Origin of the sequence: Fibrobacter sp., from assembly GCF_017545445.1 — a bacterium.
In the GTDB taxonomy this organism is placed as follows: domain Bacteria; phylum Fibrobacterota; class Fibrobacteria; order Fibrobacterales; family Fibrobacteraceae; genus Fibrobacter.
Window position 1 is genome coordinate 40,932 of record NZ_JAFWOM010000103.1, and the last position, 16,422, is coordinate 57,353.

Annotated in this window: 8 protein-coding genes and 1 tRNA gene; 2 read left to right on the forward strand and 7 right to left on the reverse strand. The window is 46.8% G+C overall.

The features are described from left to right. Positions 1–5 precede the first annotated feature (5 nt). Positions 6–3,014, forward strand: a complete 3,009-nt coding sequence (locus IKG78_RS11820) for a fibrobacter succinogenes major paralogous domain-containing protein (protein ID WP_290943676.1) — start codon at positions 6–8, stop codon at positions 3,012–3,014. 61 nt (positions 3,015–3,075) lie between these two features. Here the strand turns inward: IKG78_RS11820 and IKG78_RS11825 are convergent. The 3 genes from IKG78_RS11825 to IKG78_RS11835 form a co-directional block, all read right to left on the reverse strand. Continuing rightward, positions 3,076–3,159 (reverse strand) — tRNA-Leu (locus IKG78_RS11825). A gap of 188 nt (positions 3,160–3,347) precedes the next feature. Then, complete coding sequence (locus IKG78_RS11830; RefSeq protein WP_290943678.1) at positions 3,348–4,256, reverse strand: DMT family transporter; 909 nt, start codon at positions 4,254–4,256, stop codon at positions 3,348–3,350. 29 nt (positions 4,257–4,285) lie between these two features. Beyond that, positions 4,286–6,829, reverse strand: a complete 2,544-nt coding sequence (locus IKG78_RS11835) for an InlB B-repeat-containing protein (RefSeq protein ID WP_290943680.1) — start codon at positions 6,827–6,829, stop codon at positions 4,286–4,288. A 221-nt stretch (positions 6,830–7,050) separates the two neighbouring features. On the opposite strand from IKG78_RS11835, the gene IKG78_RS11840 reads away from it, so the two are divergent. Continuing rightward, positions 7,051–8,718, forward strand: coding sequence for a glutamine--tRNA ligase/YqeY domain fusion protein (locus IKG78_RS11840; protein ID WP_290943682.1), 1,668 nt, complete (start codon positions 7,051–7,053; stop codon positions 8,716–8,718). Positions 8,719–8,984: 266 nt separating this feature from the next. Here the strand turns inward: IKG78_RS11840 and IKG78_RS11845 are convergent, their stop codons facing one another. The 4 genes from IKG78_RS11845 to IKG78_RS11860 all read right to left on the reverse strand — a co-directional run bounded on the left by IKG78_RS11845 (position 8,985) and on the right by IKG78_RS11860 (position 16,396). Next, complete coding sequence (locus IKG78_RS11845) at positions 8,985–10,844, reverse strand: CotH kinase family protein (RefSeq protein ID WP_290943684.1); 1,860 nt, start codon at positions 10,842–10,844, stop codon at positions 8,985–8,987. A gap of 205 nt (positions 10,845–11,049) precedes the next feature. After that, positions 11,050–12,828, reverse strand: a complete 1,779-nt coding sequence (locus IKG78_RS11850; protein WP_290943686.1) for a CotH kinase family protein — start codon at positions 12,826–12,828, stop codon at positions 11,050–11,052. Between the two features lie 20 nt (positions 12,829–12,848). Beyond that, the gene (locus IKG78_RS11855) at positions 12,849–14,624 is read right to left on the reverse strand and encodes a CotH kinase family protein (protein ID WP_290943689.1); all 1,776 of its coding nucleotides are present in this window, start codon (positions 14,622–14,624) and stop codon (positions 12,849–12,851) included. A gap of 26 nt (positions 14,625–14,650) precedes the next feature. Beyond that, positions 14,651–16,396: a CotH kinase family protein gene (locus IKG78_RS11860; RefSeq protein WP_290943691.1), complete on the reverse strand. Its 1,746-nt coding sequence runs from the start codon at positions 16,394–16,396 to the stop codon at positions 14,651–14,653. Positions 16,397–16,422 lie beyond the last annotated feature (26 nt).

The window sequence follows — 16,422 nt, forward strand, 5'->3', positions numbered from 1 at the left end:
GTATTATGAATAAAAGAAATAATTTGTTGACTGTTGTCTGCTTGCTTGTTTTAACTTGTTTTATCCTTTGCGGTTTTGCAGAGAATTTGTCTCCAAGCGGAAAACTTGTCGATTCTCGCGATGGTCAGTCTTATAAAACAGTGCGGATTGGAAAACTGAATTGGATGGCCGAAAATCTCAACTACGAATCGGAAAATAGCTATTGCTTTGATGATAAAGCGATCAACTGCGTGAAGTATGGTCGTCTCTATTTAGGGAAAATGGTGATGGACGTGTGCCCTGCAGGGTGGCGTTTGCCGACGGAAGCCGAATGGGCTGAACTCATTTCGATTGCTGGCGGTTCCAAACATGCTGGCAAAAGCCTGAAGTCGAAAAAGGGTTGGCTTTATGGCGGAAATGGCTCTGACGATGTTGGCTTTTCGGCTCTGCCTGCTGGAATCCGATATGAAAACGGCCTTTATGCAAATCGTGAATCCTATGCTGGTTTTTGGAGCTCGTCGGAAGATAAGGGGAGAGATGCTTCTTCTTCGTATGAATTTTTCAGCATGAATTTGCGTTATTTTGACGACCATGCAAAGCTTGATGGCGAGTATAGGAGGCGTTGGCAATCGGTTCGTTGTGTACAACATTCTCCCGTGTTTTTGGATTCGTCTTTAAAAAAATCTGCAGCTTCGGTGATTAAAAATTCTGTAACGGATCCACGCGATGGCCGTACGTACAAGACCGTGAAAATCGGCAACCAAACTTGGATGGCTGAAAACATGAATTTTGAAACGGAGGGGAGTTATTGCGATGAGGATGGTGCTGACAGCTGTGCGAAATACGGTCGCTTTTATACGTGGAAAGCGGCGATGAAAGCATGCCCTGCTGGTTGGCGTTTGCCTGAACAAGCTGAATGGAGTATCCTTATTTCTGCAGCAGGAGGGGTCGATTCGGCTGGCATGGCGCTTAAATCTTCGTCGGGTTGGAATTATCAAAGTAATGGGCGAGATGTTTTTGGTTTCACAGCTCTCCCGGCAGGAAAGCTGGAAATTGATTATAAGAATAAATTGAGATTTGGAATTCGAGGTGAAAAAGCTTCTTTTTGGAGTTCTACAGGATTGGGCCCTGTTAAAGCATATCGTGGAATGTATCTGAGCAGTTATGACGGGAGTGCCTTTTCCCAGTATTCCGACAAAAAAGATAATTACGGCTATAGTGTTCGTTGCATCAAGGATGATGACGTTGCCCGTACAGCGCAAAGCCAAAAAGAACTCCCCTCTGACGAGAACATCCTCGTTGATTCGCGCGATGGACAAATTTATAAGACTGTAGATATTGGCGATAAAATATGGATGGCGGAAAATCTGAATTACGATACGGAATATAGTGTGTGCTATAAAAATTATGAAAGCTTATGTATGAAGTACGGTCGTCTTTATATGTGGAATGAGGCGAAAGAGGCGTGCCCTGTGGGGTGGCGTTTGCCAACGGAAACGGATTGGGTAAATCTAATGAGGATGGCGGGTGCGAATGTTTCTGTAGAACAAACTTTAAATTCTAGAAAAGGTTGGGATAGAGGTGCTAATGGGTTAGATGTTTTTGGATTTTCTGCAATCCCTACAGGGTATTATGACCGCGATGAAGACAGGTATAGAGAAAATGGTAGCAGTGCGTATTTTTGGAGTGCTACGGAAATCAATAAAGATAGCTCGTTTGCTGTAAATTTGCATAGTAAATTTTATGAGTATGATATGTTTCATGCATACAAAAACTATGAGAATAATTTAATTCATAAACTCAAAAAATTTAGCTTTAACGTGCGCTGTGTGAAAGATAAATTGCCGAGCGCTAAGCAACAAGCGAAAAAAGCGGAAACCATGAAAGATTCTCGCGATGGTCGCACGTACAAAACAGTAAAAATCGGCAAGCAGACTTGGATGGCTGAAAATCTCAATTATAAAACGCAGTCCAGTTTTTGTTATGGCGATTCTAGTAGTTGCGAAAAATACGGACAACTTTATGACTGGCGCTCGCTGGTAAACGTTTGCCCTGCGGGTTGGCGCTTGCCCCGAAAGGCTGACTGGGAAACTTTGATTAATGCTGCGGGTGGCGAAGCTGTGGCTGGCAAAATGCTGAAGGCTTCAAGCGATTGGCATTATTGCGAACGCCAAAAGGGGCATTTTGAAAATGGATTCGGCAGGGATGATTTTGTTTTTTCGGCACTCCCTGCTGGATATAGAATGAATTATCATGACTATGACGAAAAAATCGGTTTTACGACATGCTTCCATTCTATAGAAAATGATGGATCGTCTGATACGGCTGTATGCTTGCCTTGCTGTAACGATAGCATAATTTTGCAAAATAATTTCTCGTTCAATGCGTATAGCATTCGCTGTATTAAAGATGAACAAAAGAATGGAGCGAATGGGGCTTCTTCTTTTGTTCCCCCTTCGAATGTGGTTCGGGGAACTTTTAAAGATCCGCGAGACAAAAAAACGTACAAGACCGTGAAAATCGGTAGCCAAACTTGGATGGCTGAAAATATACAGTATAAGACAAAAAATAGCAAATGCCAAGATGGGGACGACAGTGGCCAAAATTGTGCTGAATCGGATCGACTTTATGCATGGTCTGCGGCGTTGAAGGCATGCCCGAGAGGCTGGCATTTGCCAACGGAAGGTGATTGGAATACTTTGGTTTCTGCGGTAGGTGGGCGTTTAATTGCAAGTAAAGTACTCAAAACTACAGATTTAGCTGGTAAAACAGACGGAACTACAGTTGGTTGGTGTGATTATTGCAATGATGTCGAAGGAAATGGTACGGATGATTATGGCTTTGCAGTACGTCCGATAGGGAATTGGGATGTAGATGATGGCTTCTATATGAATGGCCTTTGTACGGGATTCTGGAATTCTACGAGTGTAAAAGCGGATAGTGCTTCGGTCATGAGTATTTGCTGTAATGAACATACAAAAATTATCAATGAAAATAAAAGAAACATGTACACCGTCCGCTGCGTGAAGGATTAGGCGACGGAAAATTCGCTGTTAAGGCGAATAAAAAAGACTCAGTTTTCACTGAGTCTTTTTCTGCGGTCGGACAGACTTGAACTGTCATGAGATTGCTCCCACTAGCACCTCAAGCTAGCGTGTCTACCAATTCCACCACGACCGCGTGGTCCTTAGCGGAACGAACACAAAGATAGTATAATTTTTTGATTTTGGAAACTCATTTTGAAAAATAAATGTGTTTTTTTTGATTTTTTTTCGCGTAAAAGCCTAGTTGCACTTATTGACTGCTTCGAGGTTGGCTTATTTGGGGTGTTCTGTTAAGCTGATTGTTTTTTACTCATCGCTCTCAGCTTACGGCTCGCGGCTTTGAGCAAGGATGACGGCGGTAAACATTAAAATGCAGCCGATTCCCTCTTGGAGCGTGAATCGCTCGTTTAACATCACCCATCCAGAAATGACGGAAAAGACCGATTCAAGGCTCATTAATAACGATGCAATGGTGGGCTTTATTTTGTTTTGTGCGATGATTTGCAGCGTGAACGCAACACCGCTCGAAAGAATGGCGGCGTATAAAAGCGGAATCCACGGCTTGAAATGGGAATAGACTTCGGCGATGGTGTTAAAGCCCGCAAATGAACCTTTCAAGTCGATGAAAAACATCGGGAAAATGGAAAGCGTTGCGACTACGAGAAACTGGATGGCGGAAAGCCTCACACTATCGACTTGGGTGCCGAATTTGTCAACAATCAGAATTTGGCTTGCGAAAGCGAATGCGCACAGCAACATTACGATATCGGACAACTGCACGTAAAATTGTTCCTTGATACAGAGCAAGTAAAGTCCGGCAACAGTCAATGCGACGCAAAACCAGATTTTAGGAGAAATCCGTTTGCCGAGAAAAACGCTCATGAGCGGAACAAAAATAATGTAGCATGTTGTGAGGAATCCTGCTTTCCCGGCGGAGGTTCCGAGATAAAGCCCTATCTGCTGCAAGTTCATTGCGAAGAAAAGTGCTATCCCGCAGAAAATTCCGGTTTTCCAAAGGAATCGTCGTTCTTCATTTGTTTTGGGCCTTCGTGAATTTTTGCCTAGTTTATCTAAAATGTGGGCTAGTCCGAACAGAAGTCCGGTGGCGATGAAATTTCGCATGCATACAAAGGTAAACGGTCCCACGTTGTTCCCTTCGATTTGCGCTACAAAGGTGGATCCCCAGAGGAATGCCGCCAGAACCAGTAGAAAACTATATCCAAAATTTGCCATTTCGGATGAGAAAGTTAGAAATCAAAGTGCTATTTTACATTGATTCTGTGCACCTGGTTGCCTACTTGGACCAGATAATTGCCGGCACAGCGCATTTCGAGCGCGACGTTTCCGGCTTCATTCACCTGCCCATAGGCAATTACTCGGCCCTGCATGTCGAATACGCTTACCATTGCACCCATCTTGGCTCCATAGACTTGCAATGTGTGGCCTGCGGCTCTGACGCCGAACGTAGGCACCTTGGAAATCGTATGAAGCGATTGCCGTGGAATTTCATTCGACCAAATGGTTCTATCGTTTGTGTTTACGCAGCTATTCAGGAAATATGGGAAGGAGCCCTTACCATCCGGATGCCAGAAAAATTCTTCCCATACAGATTGACTGTAATAGTCGTTGACGAATAGTCCCGAAACACTATGGTTGTTGGCATAATAAACCAAAGTATTGCCTGCACGCTGTACACCAATGGGCTGCCACAGTACAATTCCATCTACCCAATTGCTGTCGGCATCTACAAGGGCCTCGTTGACGACAATGTCATTTTTTTGCCAGGCACAGGGCTGGGTTTCTGTAACTTTGGCACTATCGAGTTTGTTGCTCGTATATAATGCGAACCAGTACAGTTCATTGCGATTTGTGATGATGTAGCAACCTCTTTCGTTTGTGGCGGGCTTTTGGGGTTCGGGGTACCAGTGCGCATAAAGGTCGAAGTCTCGGCTGTAATAGTCTGTTTGCGGGAAACGCTTTATATTGCTGGCATAGGTGAGTTTGTCAAACCAGCCTACAAAAACGAAGCCTTTACGAGTCGGTTCTTTTAAGGTGGCGATGGTGTCGAAATTAAATGTTGTCGGATTGTCGGGGTTGTTTACACCGCCGTTCAAATGGTAGGTGATTTTATAGTTGTTTGTTATCCACTTTGCATATAATGTAATGTCATCGCGGCGGTCTGGCGTAAGTTCCTTCACCGGCGTTTTGAATGTGGAATCAGCGTACCAACCACCAAAAGTGTAGCCTGTTTTTTCTAGTTCCTTTAACGTATAGGTTGCAGAATCCGAGGACCAGCGTGAGGGATTGATTGCAGAATTTATGCCGCCATTGGCTACATAGGTCAAGAAGTATTCGCTTTCCCACTTGGCGTAAAGGGTGTAGTATTTTTTAGTGCCGGCCTTGATGGTGTCGATTCTTTCTTTATACAAGTTGTCGGTGAACCATCCTTCAAAGGTGTCACCCTCCTTTGTGGGGCTTGCCAAAATAATGGTAGTATCGCTTGTGTAGTATTTTGGATTTTGGTTGCTGTTCTTGCCTCCGTTCAGTTTATAGTCCAGATAATACTTCACTTTCGAACTTAAAACTGGGTGCGGATCCGTGCCCACGTCTTGTTCCCATGCGGCACCGTAGGTGCTCTCCTGCAATTTGCCGAGAACGGTCCCGTCTTTGAATTCGCTTTCCGTGGCTTTTAAACCACCATATTTGACCGTTGCATCGCCGGCATAGTAGGTGTTCTTGATTTCGATATGGTGGCTGGAACTGTCATAGTAACACCAATCAAGATCTTGAAGGCCGAAAATAGCATCGCCTTTGTCAGAAACGGTTCCGATGTTGAATGCGTTCTCAAGAATCAAATCCTGCGCGTCTCCAACAATGCCTCCGGTTCCGGCCCAATCGTTAGAAGCTCCTGTAATGCGGCCAGCATTGTACGCATTGATAATTTTTGCCACGTTATTCGGGGCCATTGTTGGCCATTCGGACAATGCCGGTGCACGCTTTACCATAGCGGGGCTATCAAGGCATGTCCAGTCTTTGTGGCTTACGATTGTACCGACAATGCCTCCGGCGCTGCTACCGGAAACAACCGTTGCTTTGCTAAAAACATCGACCAAAAGTGCCGACTGGTCTATATGTGCGGCAATACCTCCCGCATAAGAACTTCCCTCAAAATAGGAATCTTTAATGCCCAAGTTCCTTACAACAGGGGGCTTGCCGGCTCCTATATAGAGCTTGGAAAAAAAGCCTGCTTCTCCAGCTGTTTTGGAATAAAGTCCCGAAATGGTGTGGCCGTTACCCTCAAATATCCCGCCAAAATTAAATGGCTCCCAGAACATGATGTCTTTGCGAGTGGAGTCCGGGTTTCCATCTGCATCTAGTAGATTTTCATTGACAACGATATCATTTTGGAGTTCTATGCAAACAAGAGCGGAAAGTTTGGGGATGGCGTAAAGTTCCTCCTTAGTGGTAATTTGGTAACAGCTGTCGGCATTTACTTGGGGTTCCTTGATGGCGGGACCCCAAAGCGCTATTAATGTGTATTTGGTTCCGCTGCAACGGGATATGTTTTTTTGGGGTGAAGGGGAAATGCCGTAATAAGTTTCTTCAAACCACCCCAGAAATCGGGAACCTTCGCGAGTTGGCTCGAGGAGTGTAATGTTGCATTCGTCGGGCTTTACGGATGAGACTACTACATAGCTATCCGGGTTCGCAGGGTTGTTGACACCCCCGTTCAGGTGATAGGTTATGGTCCGAGTGTCGCCTACTGCGGCAAAACCGAGGCTCCCCAAAGACAACAGCAATAACATGGAATGCAAATACTTCATATCTTTAATATAATCTTTAAAAAGCTTTATCGAATGTAAAATATTGTCATTTATATGAAATTACAAGCCGCGTGCTCTTGAGGGGAATTCTTGAAAAACGAAGTCCTATAACCTTATATTGCCACTATTTCCTCTCGTCTCTCGTCTCTAGTCTCTCGTCTATTTTCTAAATTTCCCTCGTAAAATTTTAAAAGGACCCTGTTATGGAAATCCCCGAATCTTCGAATTTTATTCAGGACATTATCGTTAACGACCTCCAGACCGGCAAGCGCGATCACGTGCTGACGCGTTTCCCGCCCGAACCGAACGGCTACATTCACATCGGACATGCCAAGTCCATCTGCTTGAACTTCGGCACCGCCAAAAAGTTCGGCGGCTTTACGAACCTCCGCTTCGACGACACGAACCCCACCAAGGAAGATGTGGAATACGTGGATTCCATTCGCGAAGACGTGAAGTGGCTCGGCTTTGAATGGAAAGAAGAATTTTTTGCAAGTGACTACTACGACCAGATTTACGCCTTTGCCGAAAAGATGATTGAAATGGGCAAGGCTTACGTCGAAGATTTGACTCGCGACGAAATGCAGGAATACCGTGGCAACGATGCCGGCAAGCCAAGCCGCCCGAGCCCTTATCGCGACCGCAGCGTCGAAGAGAACATGAAGCTCTTCCACGAAATGCGCGACGGTAAGTACGCCGATGGCGAAAAGTGCCTCCGTGCCAAGGTCGATCTTGCTAGCCCGAACATGAATATGCGCGACCCGGTCATCTACCGCATCAAGCATTGCACGCACCACCGCACGGGCGACAAGTGGTGCATCTACCCGATGTACGACTTTGCGCACCCGCTCAGCGACTGGATTGAAGGCATCACGCACTCCATCTGCACGCTCGAGTTCGAAGCCCACCGTCCGCTTTACGACTGGTTCCTCATTGAACTTGGTTTGCAGAACCGTCCGCAGCAGATTGAATTTGCTCGCTTGAACCTCACTTACACGATGATGAGCAAGCGCAAGCTTCTCGAACTTGTGCAGACGAAGGCTGTGCTTGGTTGGAACGACCCGCGTATGCCGACTGTTTGCGGTTTCCGCCGCCGTGGCTTTACGCCGAGCTCCATCCGCGAGTTCTGTAGCCGCATCGGTGTTTCCAAGGCCGACTCCATGGTCGATGTGAACCTCCTTTACTTCTGCATCCGCGAAGAATTGAACCAGACCGCTAACCGCGTGATGGCTGTGATTGACCCGGTCAAACTCGTGATTGACAACTGGGAAGCGGGCAAGGTCGAAATGATTGAAGTCGAGAACAACCCGAACGACCCGAACGCAGGAACCCGCAAGGTGCCGTTCAGCGGTGAACTCTACATCGAAGCTGACGACTTTATGGAAGAACCGCCGAAGAAGTACTTCCGCTTGAAGCCGGAAGGCGAAGTCCGCCTCAAGGGCGCTTACTTTGTCACTTGCAAGAGCGTCGAAAAGGATGATGACGGCAAGGTCAAGGTCATCCACTGCGTCTATGACCCGCTCAGCAAGGGTGGCGAATCTCCGGATGGCCGCAAGGTCAAGGGAACGATCCACTGGGTTTCTGCAGCACACGCTGTGGATGCCGAAGTGCGACTCATCGATAACTTGTTCACGCTCGAAGATCCTGCTCAGGTCCCGGAAGGCGAAGACTGGCACGATTACCTGAACCCGAACTCCATGGTCGTGAAGCAGGCGAAGGTGGAGCCCGCTCTCGCCGACGCGAAGCTCGAAGACCGCTTCCAGTTCATGCGCCAAGGTTACTTCTGCCTCGATAGCGAAGACTCTAAGCCGGGCCACCTCGTGTTTAACCGCACTGTTAGTTTGAAGGATAGCTTCAACCCGACAAAGTAAAATTCGAATTATAACCTTCGCGATACGGCGTTACTCGACCCCTCACGTACGCTTAGTACGCTACGGGGTCTCGCGCCTTGTCTCGCTCGGTTCTAATCCGAATTATGGTAGGTAATAGGGGTTAGGTTGTAGGGGTATAGCTTCTGCATGGATCCTATCGGTCGCGATGCTCCCTCCAGGATGACGAAGACGCATTGACTAAAAATTACTGACTAAAAAAAGGACGCCCACACGGACGCCCCTTTTGGTTTGGTAAGGAGTCTCGTTTATCGGCTGATCATTTTGCCGTTGAGCGTTGCAACCCAATGCTGGTTGCGTGCCGTCCGAGGAATTTGGAACGACTGCGTGCCTGCTGGGATTTGCTTTTCGAAGAGAACGTTGCCGTTGAAGTCCATGAGCCTGAACATGCCGCCTCTCTCGCTCTGGACGGTAATTCTGTTTTCGTTGAGAGTGTAGAAGTTCAGTCTTGTTATTTCCTGATGGACTCTGATTGCGTCTCTCCCAGGATTTGAGCTGCTTGAAGATTTTGAAAACCTTGAATGGCTTGACGAACTCGTATTGCTGCTGGATGAACTCGGATTTGTCGGAGTAGTCGGGTTATCATCGTCATCCTTGTCGTAGTAATTCCAGTCGTCAATGATGAGGGCTTCGGTGACTACGGGGGAGGCGGGTTCGCTGAAACTCATCTGCTGGTCTATCCATGCGAACCTTTGCTTGACATACTTGCGCAGGTGCTCGATTTCGGCGTCCCACGTGGGCTCGTTGTAGTAATTCATTTTCATGCCCATGCAGAAACCGCCCATGCCGCCGCCCCAGCCGCCCCACATGCCGCCGTTGTTCCCGCCATTATTGTTGCCGGATTCCATCGGGTCGGCATCGCAGGTGCCGCTAGACTGGCCCAGGTTCGGCCAGCGTTCGAAATTGCGGTTGGCAGCGTTCTTGAGTACGGTCTTGAGCGAGTCGATGAATTTGTCGATGTTCTTGGTATGCCATACACCGCTGCGGAGCTTTGCCCAGCGTTCCTTGTACTTTTGCTGGAAGGTGTTGTTGCTCCACAAGTTCTGTATCCACTTTGCCACGAACCATTCTCCGGCACCGCTTTTTGCACTCTGCGGAATACGCCAACCGTCCGCCTTTTCGCCCCCGACACGCTGGTAGGCGCCGAATGCCAGGTTAAAGTCCCATGGTGCACCGAGCTGGAGCTTGCCTCCCTTGCTGTCCTTGTCCTTGAACATGTAGAAACTGCAGATGTAGGCGTCGGTGTTGTTGGTGACATCTTCGTGGATGATGTAGTCCACCGCGGCTTCTATATCCAAAATATCGAGGCATCCGTTGCTGGTGATGTCGCCATTATCGCACTTCTGTTCGATGGAGTTGAAGAAGTTCTTGATGTAGTCCTGCTGTGCCTTGTTTGTGTTTTCCTTTTTCGGGGAACGCATGACGACGGGGGAGCCGTCCTTGCTCTTGAACCCTTCCTTGTCGAGACCGCTCGTGGAGTTGTTTTCCACCTTGTCGATGCTCAGCACGTAACCGCCGGTCACGTCGTCGCCGCTGATATCTTCGTCCTTGAGTTTCGCGATATGCACACGGGCTTTGGCACGCTTGATTTTTTCGAGCAACAGATAAACGCCCTTGTATTGCCCGTTCAGGTAGAGCTCGAAGAACTTGAATCGGGAACTGTAGCGGCCCGTGCGCTGGTAGAGCCAGTATGCGAGCGCATTGCGGATGAGCGTCTTGTCAACATACGGTCCGTGGAACACCCAGTCGGCGTTTTTGGGCATGCCTAAAACCTTGAGGCTTGTGTCGTGGCAGGCCGTATCGGCGACGTTCGTGCAGGGGCGCGCCTTGAGTTCGATGCCGTAACCCTTTTTGGGGAAGTCGGCGGAAGTCTGCCCGCGAATCTTGATGCCGATGTTGTATTTTTCGCCCTTGGAACTGTCGGCAACGCTGTTCGTGCCTTTGTCCAGGATGCTCATGGTGGCGGGAATCTTGTCGGCGCCCTTCTGGAGCGCTTGCCTATTTTGTGTGTTCACGATAATGAGCGGAAGGTCGTAAGACTGCGCAAATATCGGTAATGCCATCGCTAGAACGATGCTAAAAAAGAAAATTTTTGATTTGTTGAACATATTATACTCCTTGACCAAACTCCATATAGTAATCTATATAATGAGGTCGGTGGAGTATGCGTTTATCACAGATTATGCATTATAAGTGTTGACAGTCTGACATCTGGTGACCGTTGCAAAAAAAAATGCAAATTCTGCGTTTTTTCCTTAAAAAAGGACATCCCGTCTAGGGAAGTCTTTCTGGTCTGCTCGAATCTATGCTCGGCTATCGGTTCATCATCTTGCCGTTGAGCGTTGCGATCCAATGCTTGTTCCGGGCATTGGTCGGAACTGCTAACGTCGTTACCCCAGTCTTGATGCGAGTCCTGTAAAGAACGGCTCCGTTCAGGTCAACAAGTGCAAATGTGCCTCCGACGCTCGTGTGGATTTCAAGGCGCTTGCCGATGACAACGAAGTAGTTCGTTGGAGAAAGTCTGCTTAAGTTACTGGCTTCAATATGAGCTTTACTTGTATCGCCCATTTCCGCTCGCCAGTCGGGTTCATGAATTATAGGCTCGAATACTACAGGGTTTGCCGGTTCCGTAAAACCGAGTTGTTCGTCCATCCATGCTATTCTTTCTTTCACTTTTTTGCGGACATGTTCGAATTCGCCGTCCCAAGTATCGGCGTTGAATCCGCCCATAGCCATGCCCGCCCATTGAGTCCTGATTGTGTTGCAGTATTTCATGGGGAATGGGTCCTCATCATGGGCTCCGCTTACTTTTCCTAAGTTCGGCCATCGTTTGAAGTTTCTTTCAGCGGCACTCGTCAGGGACGTTTTCATGGAGTCCAAATAGGTGTCCATGGTCTTGGTGTGCCAAACACCGCTGCGAAGTTCAGCCCATCGTTTTTTCATTTCGATCTGGAAAATGCTATCCTTCCACATTTCAAGAAGCCATTTTATCGGTTGAACACCGCCTAAACCAGTGTTTTTATAAACGCAATTTATTTCCCATCCTTCAACATAACAGTTTGTGATCGTTGCGAAAAAAGCCGAATCATCGCTGTTAATTTCGTAATTTTCTGGGCGGTAGTCGTTGCTTAGAATTATTTCGAAATCCCATGGTGGACCTAAATTTATTTTGCCTACGGTCTTGTTGCCTTGCTCGTCCGTTTCGTCCTTGGACTTGTACATGAAAAAGTTGTTCGCTAAATAAGGATCCATATTGTTGGTGAGTTCTAGATGCAAAAGATAATCTGCTGCGGAAACTATATCCACGTATTTTTCGTATCCACTTCCGCTTTTATCGCCTTTATATAATGAATCGAGTTCGCTTAAATAATTTTGTATGTATTCTTTCTGCTCGTTTGTGATTTTTTTCTTTCTAGGGTAAAGCAAAACGACGTTATGGCCATCGGATGTCTTGAAATCTCTTGTGGTATAGTCAATCACTTCCCCTGCTCCACGCCTATTGAATTTTCTATCGAATTCCCAAATGTAGCCTCCGGTAAGGTTCTCGCCTTCGGCGTCCGTTTCTTTGAGTTCGCTTACGTTGATACGGTATTTACCTCGCTTGATTCTTTCGGTTAGCTCATAAACTCCGCGATAGACTCCGTTGATGTACAAATCGAAAAATTTGGTTCGCGGGCTGTAACGGCCTGTTTGCCGAAAGAGCCAGTGACCAAACGAATTCCTTATCATGCTTTTATCGACATAGGGCCCATGCAAAACCCAGTCGTCGGAGGGCGGGAGGCCGAGCAGGCTTACATTTGTGTCTTTGCCTGTCGCGTCATGGAATTCGATGGTATAGTTTGGCTTGGGGTATTCGGCCGAGGTTCGACCACGGACTTTGATGCCTATGTTGTATTGCGTGCCTTTGGAACTATCGGCGACGTTGTTTGTTTTCCCGTCCAAGAGTTTTATGGTGGCGGGTATTTTTTGAATGACATCGTAGTTAAGACACCTATGGTCGGTGTCAATAAACATAATGGGCAAATCGTAGGTCTGCGCAAAAGCGCACGCTAACAGACTGAGCACTATGATATAGGTTAACTTTTTAAACATTTAAACTTTCTCTTTATTTGCTATCGGTTCATCATCTTGCCGTTGAGCGTTGCGATCCAATGCTTGTTCCGTGCGTTGGTCGGAACTGCTAACGTCGTTACTCCGGTCTTGATGCGAGTCTTATAAAGAACGGCTCCGTTCAAATCGACAATGGCGAATGTCCCGCCGATATCTGTTTGAACTTCAATGCGGTTGCCGTTTACGACAAAGTAGTTCGTCGGAGAAAGTCTGCTTAAGTTACTGGCTTCAATATGAGCTTTACTTGTATCGCCCATTTCTGCTCGCCAATCGGGTTCATGGATGATGGGCTCGAATACCACAGGGTTTGCGGGTTCCGTGAAACCGAACAGTTCGTCCATCTTTTTCATTCGTTCTTTCACTGTTATGCGGACGTGTTCAAATTCGCCGTCCCAAGTGTCTGCGTTGTTTCCGGCCATAGCCATTCTGAATGTTGAATTCCTGCTGGAGTCGCAATATTTCATGGGCTCCGGGTCTCCATCTTGGGTTCCGCTTATTTTTCCTAAATTAGGCCAGCGTTTAAAATTCCTCTCTGCGGCACTTTTCAGATATGTTTTCATGGAGTCCAAGTAGGCGTCCATGGTCTTGGTGTGCCAAACTCCGCTACGGAGCTCCGCCCATCGTTTTTGAATCTCGATCTGGAAAACGCTATCCTTCCATATTTCAATAAGCCATTTTGCTGGCATGTACGTGTTAAAACCAGAATGAGTATAGCCATTGTAGATTTGTTCTATTAGCCAGTTACCAGTGTCTCTGAAGCCGAATGTGGAATCGGTTTCAGTTTTTTCATCGTTGCTACTTTTTTTCACAGTGCCATTGTTGAAGGCAAGGTAGAAATTCCACGGTGGACCAAGTGTTATTTTGCCAGTGGTCTTATTGCCTTGATCGTCCGTTTTATCCTTGGGCTTGTACATGAAAAAATTAACCACATAGGCATCTCTAATTTGGGTGAGTTCTTCAAGTAATATGTAATCTGCTGCGGATGCTACATCCACGTAGTTCTCGTATCCGCTTCCGTTTTTACCGTCCTTGAATAGTGCTTCGAGTTCGTTCAAATAATTTTGTATGTATTCTTCCTGTTCTTTTGCTAATTTATCCCTTTTGGGATAGCGCAAGAGGACTCTTACTCCATCAGATGTCTCGAATTTTAATTCTGTTTTGGTGGGAATCAGATAATCGGTATGATTTCTGTCGATTGTCCAAATGTAGCCGCCGGTAAGGTTGTCGCCTTCGATGTCGGTTTCTTTAAGTTTGCTCACGTTGACGCGGTATTTGCCACGCTTGATCCTTTCGATAAGCACATAGACTCCGCGATAGAGGCCGTTGATGTACAGATCGAAATACTTGGTGCGTGGGCTGTAGTGGCCTGTTTGCCGAAAGAGCCAGTGGCCAAACGAGTTCCTTACCATGCTTTTATCGATATACGGCCCATGCAAAACCCAGTCGTCGGAGGGTGGAAGGCCGAGCAGGCTCACGTTTATGTCTTTGCCTGTCGAATCATGGAATTCGATGCTGTAGGTTGGCTTGGAAAATTTCGCCGCATGTTCTCCGCGGACCTTGATGCCTATTTCGTATGGGATTGCTTTGGAACTATCGGCTACGTTGTTTGTTTTCCCGTCCAAGACTTTTATTGTAGCGGGCAGTTTTTCGGTAACATTGTGGTCGAGGCATTGTTGTTTGGTATCTATAAATATAATGGGCAAATCGTATGTTTGCGCAAAAGCAGCGGTTGCCATGAGCAGTGCTGCTGTACAAAGTAATTTTTTTAGATGAAACATCTTCTCCTCACCCCAATTTTTATCTCTTAGCGGTTCAGCATCTTGCCGTTGAGCGTTGCAATCCAGTGCTTGTGTCTGGCTTTGGACGGGATTTTCAGCGTTGTGAGCCCGGTCTTGATTTGGGTCTTGTACAGAACTGCTCCGTTCAGGTCAACAAGGGCAAAGGTGCCTCCGATGCTCGTGTGGATTTCGAGATGGTCTCCGTTCATGGCAAAGAAATTCGTCGGGGATAGCCTGCTGAGATTATTGGCATCGATGCGGACTTCACTTGTGTCGCCCATTTCGGCTCGCCAATCGGGTTCATGGATGATGGGCTCGAATACTACAGGGCTTGCAGGTTCCGTAAAGCCGAATTGTTTGTCCATCCAGGCTATTCTTTCTTTTGTTGTTTTACGGACGTGTTCGAATTCGCCTTCCCAGGTGTCTGCGTTGTATCCGCCTATAGCCAATCCCATGAAATTACTAGATCTGATGGTTGTATCGCAATATTTCATGGGTTCCGGATCAGGATCGTTCTGTCCGCTTGCTTTCCCTAGAGTTGGCCAGCGTTTGAAGTTTCTGTCGGCGGCGCTCTTGAGGTGTGTCTTCATGGAATCCAGGTAGGCGTCTATGGTCTTGGTGTGCCAAACCCCGCTACGGAGCTCCGCCCATCGCTTTGACACTTCAATCTGGAAAATGCTGTCCTTCCACATTTCAAAAACCCAATTTGCCTGATGCCAACCTAAAAAAGAAGTAAAACTTGTGTAGAGTTTTTCGATTATCCAGATATTGTCGTATTGGTATTGGGAACTTATGGTGGAATCGGTTCCATTTTTATCATCGTTGCTACTTTCTGGTGTAAGCCTATTTTTGAAGGCTAGGTAAAAATCCCACGGTGGGCCAAGTGTTATTTTGCCAACGGTCTTGTTGCCTTGGTCGTCCGTTTTATCCTTGGGTTTGTACATGAAAAAGTTGTTCGCTAAATAAGGATCCATATTGTTGGTGAGTTCTAGATGCAAAAGGTAATCTGCTGCGGATGCTACATCCACGTAGTTTTCGTATCCGCTCCCGTTTTTGCCGTCCTTGAATAGTGCTTCGAGTTCGTTCAAATAATTTTGTATATATTCTTCCTGCTCTTTCGCCATTTTATCTTTTTTGGGATAGCGCAAGATGACTTTTACTCCATCAGAGGTCACGAATTCTGATTCTGTTTTGCTGAGTTTCGAATAACTGTCATATTTTCGGTCGATTGCCAAAATGTAGCCACCGGTAAGGTTGTCGCCTTCGATGTCTGTTTTCTTAAGCTTGCTCACGTTGACCCGGTATTTGCCGCGCTTGATTCTTTCGATAAGCACATAGACGCCTCGATAGACTCCATTGATGTACAAATCGAAGTGTTTGGTGCGTGGGCTGTAGTGGCCTGTTTGCCGAAAGAGCCAGTGACCAAACGAGTTCCTTACCATGCTTTTATCGACATAAGGCCCGTGCAGTACCCAATCGTCGGAAGGCGGGAGGCCTAAAAGGCTCACGTTTATGTCTTTGTCCGTCGAGTCGTGGAATTCGATGGTATAGTTTAGCTTGGGAAAGCCCGATGAACCTCTTCCGCGGACTTTGATGCCTATTTCGTATGGGGTTGCTTTGGAACTATCGGCTACGTTGTTTGTTTTCCCGTCCAGGACTCTTATTGTAGCAGGTATTTTTTCGATAATCTTGTCGTCGAGGCATTGATGATATTTGGTGTCTACAAATATAATGGGCAAATCGTATGTTTGCGCAAAAATAGCGGTTGCCATGAGCAACGCTGCTGTGCAAAGTAATT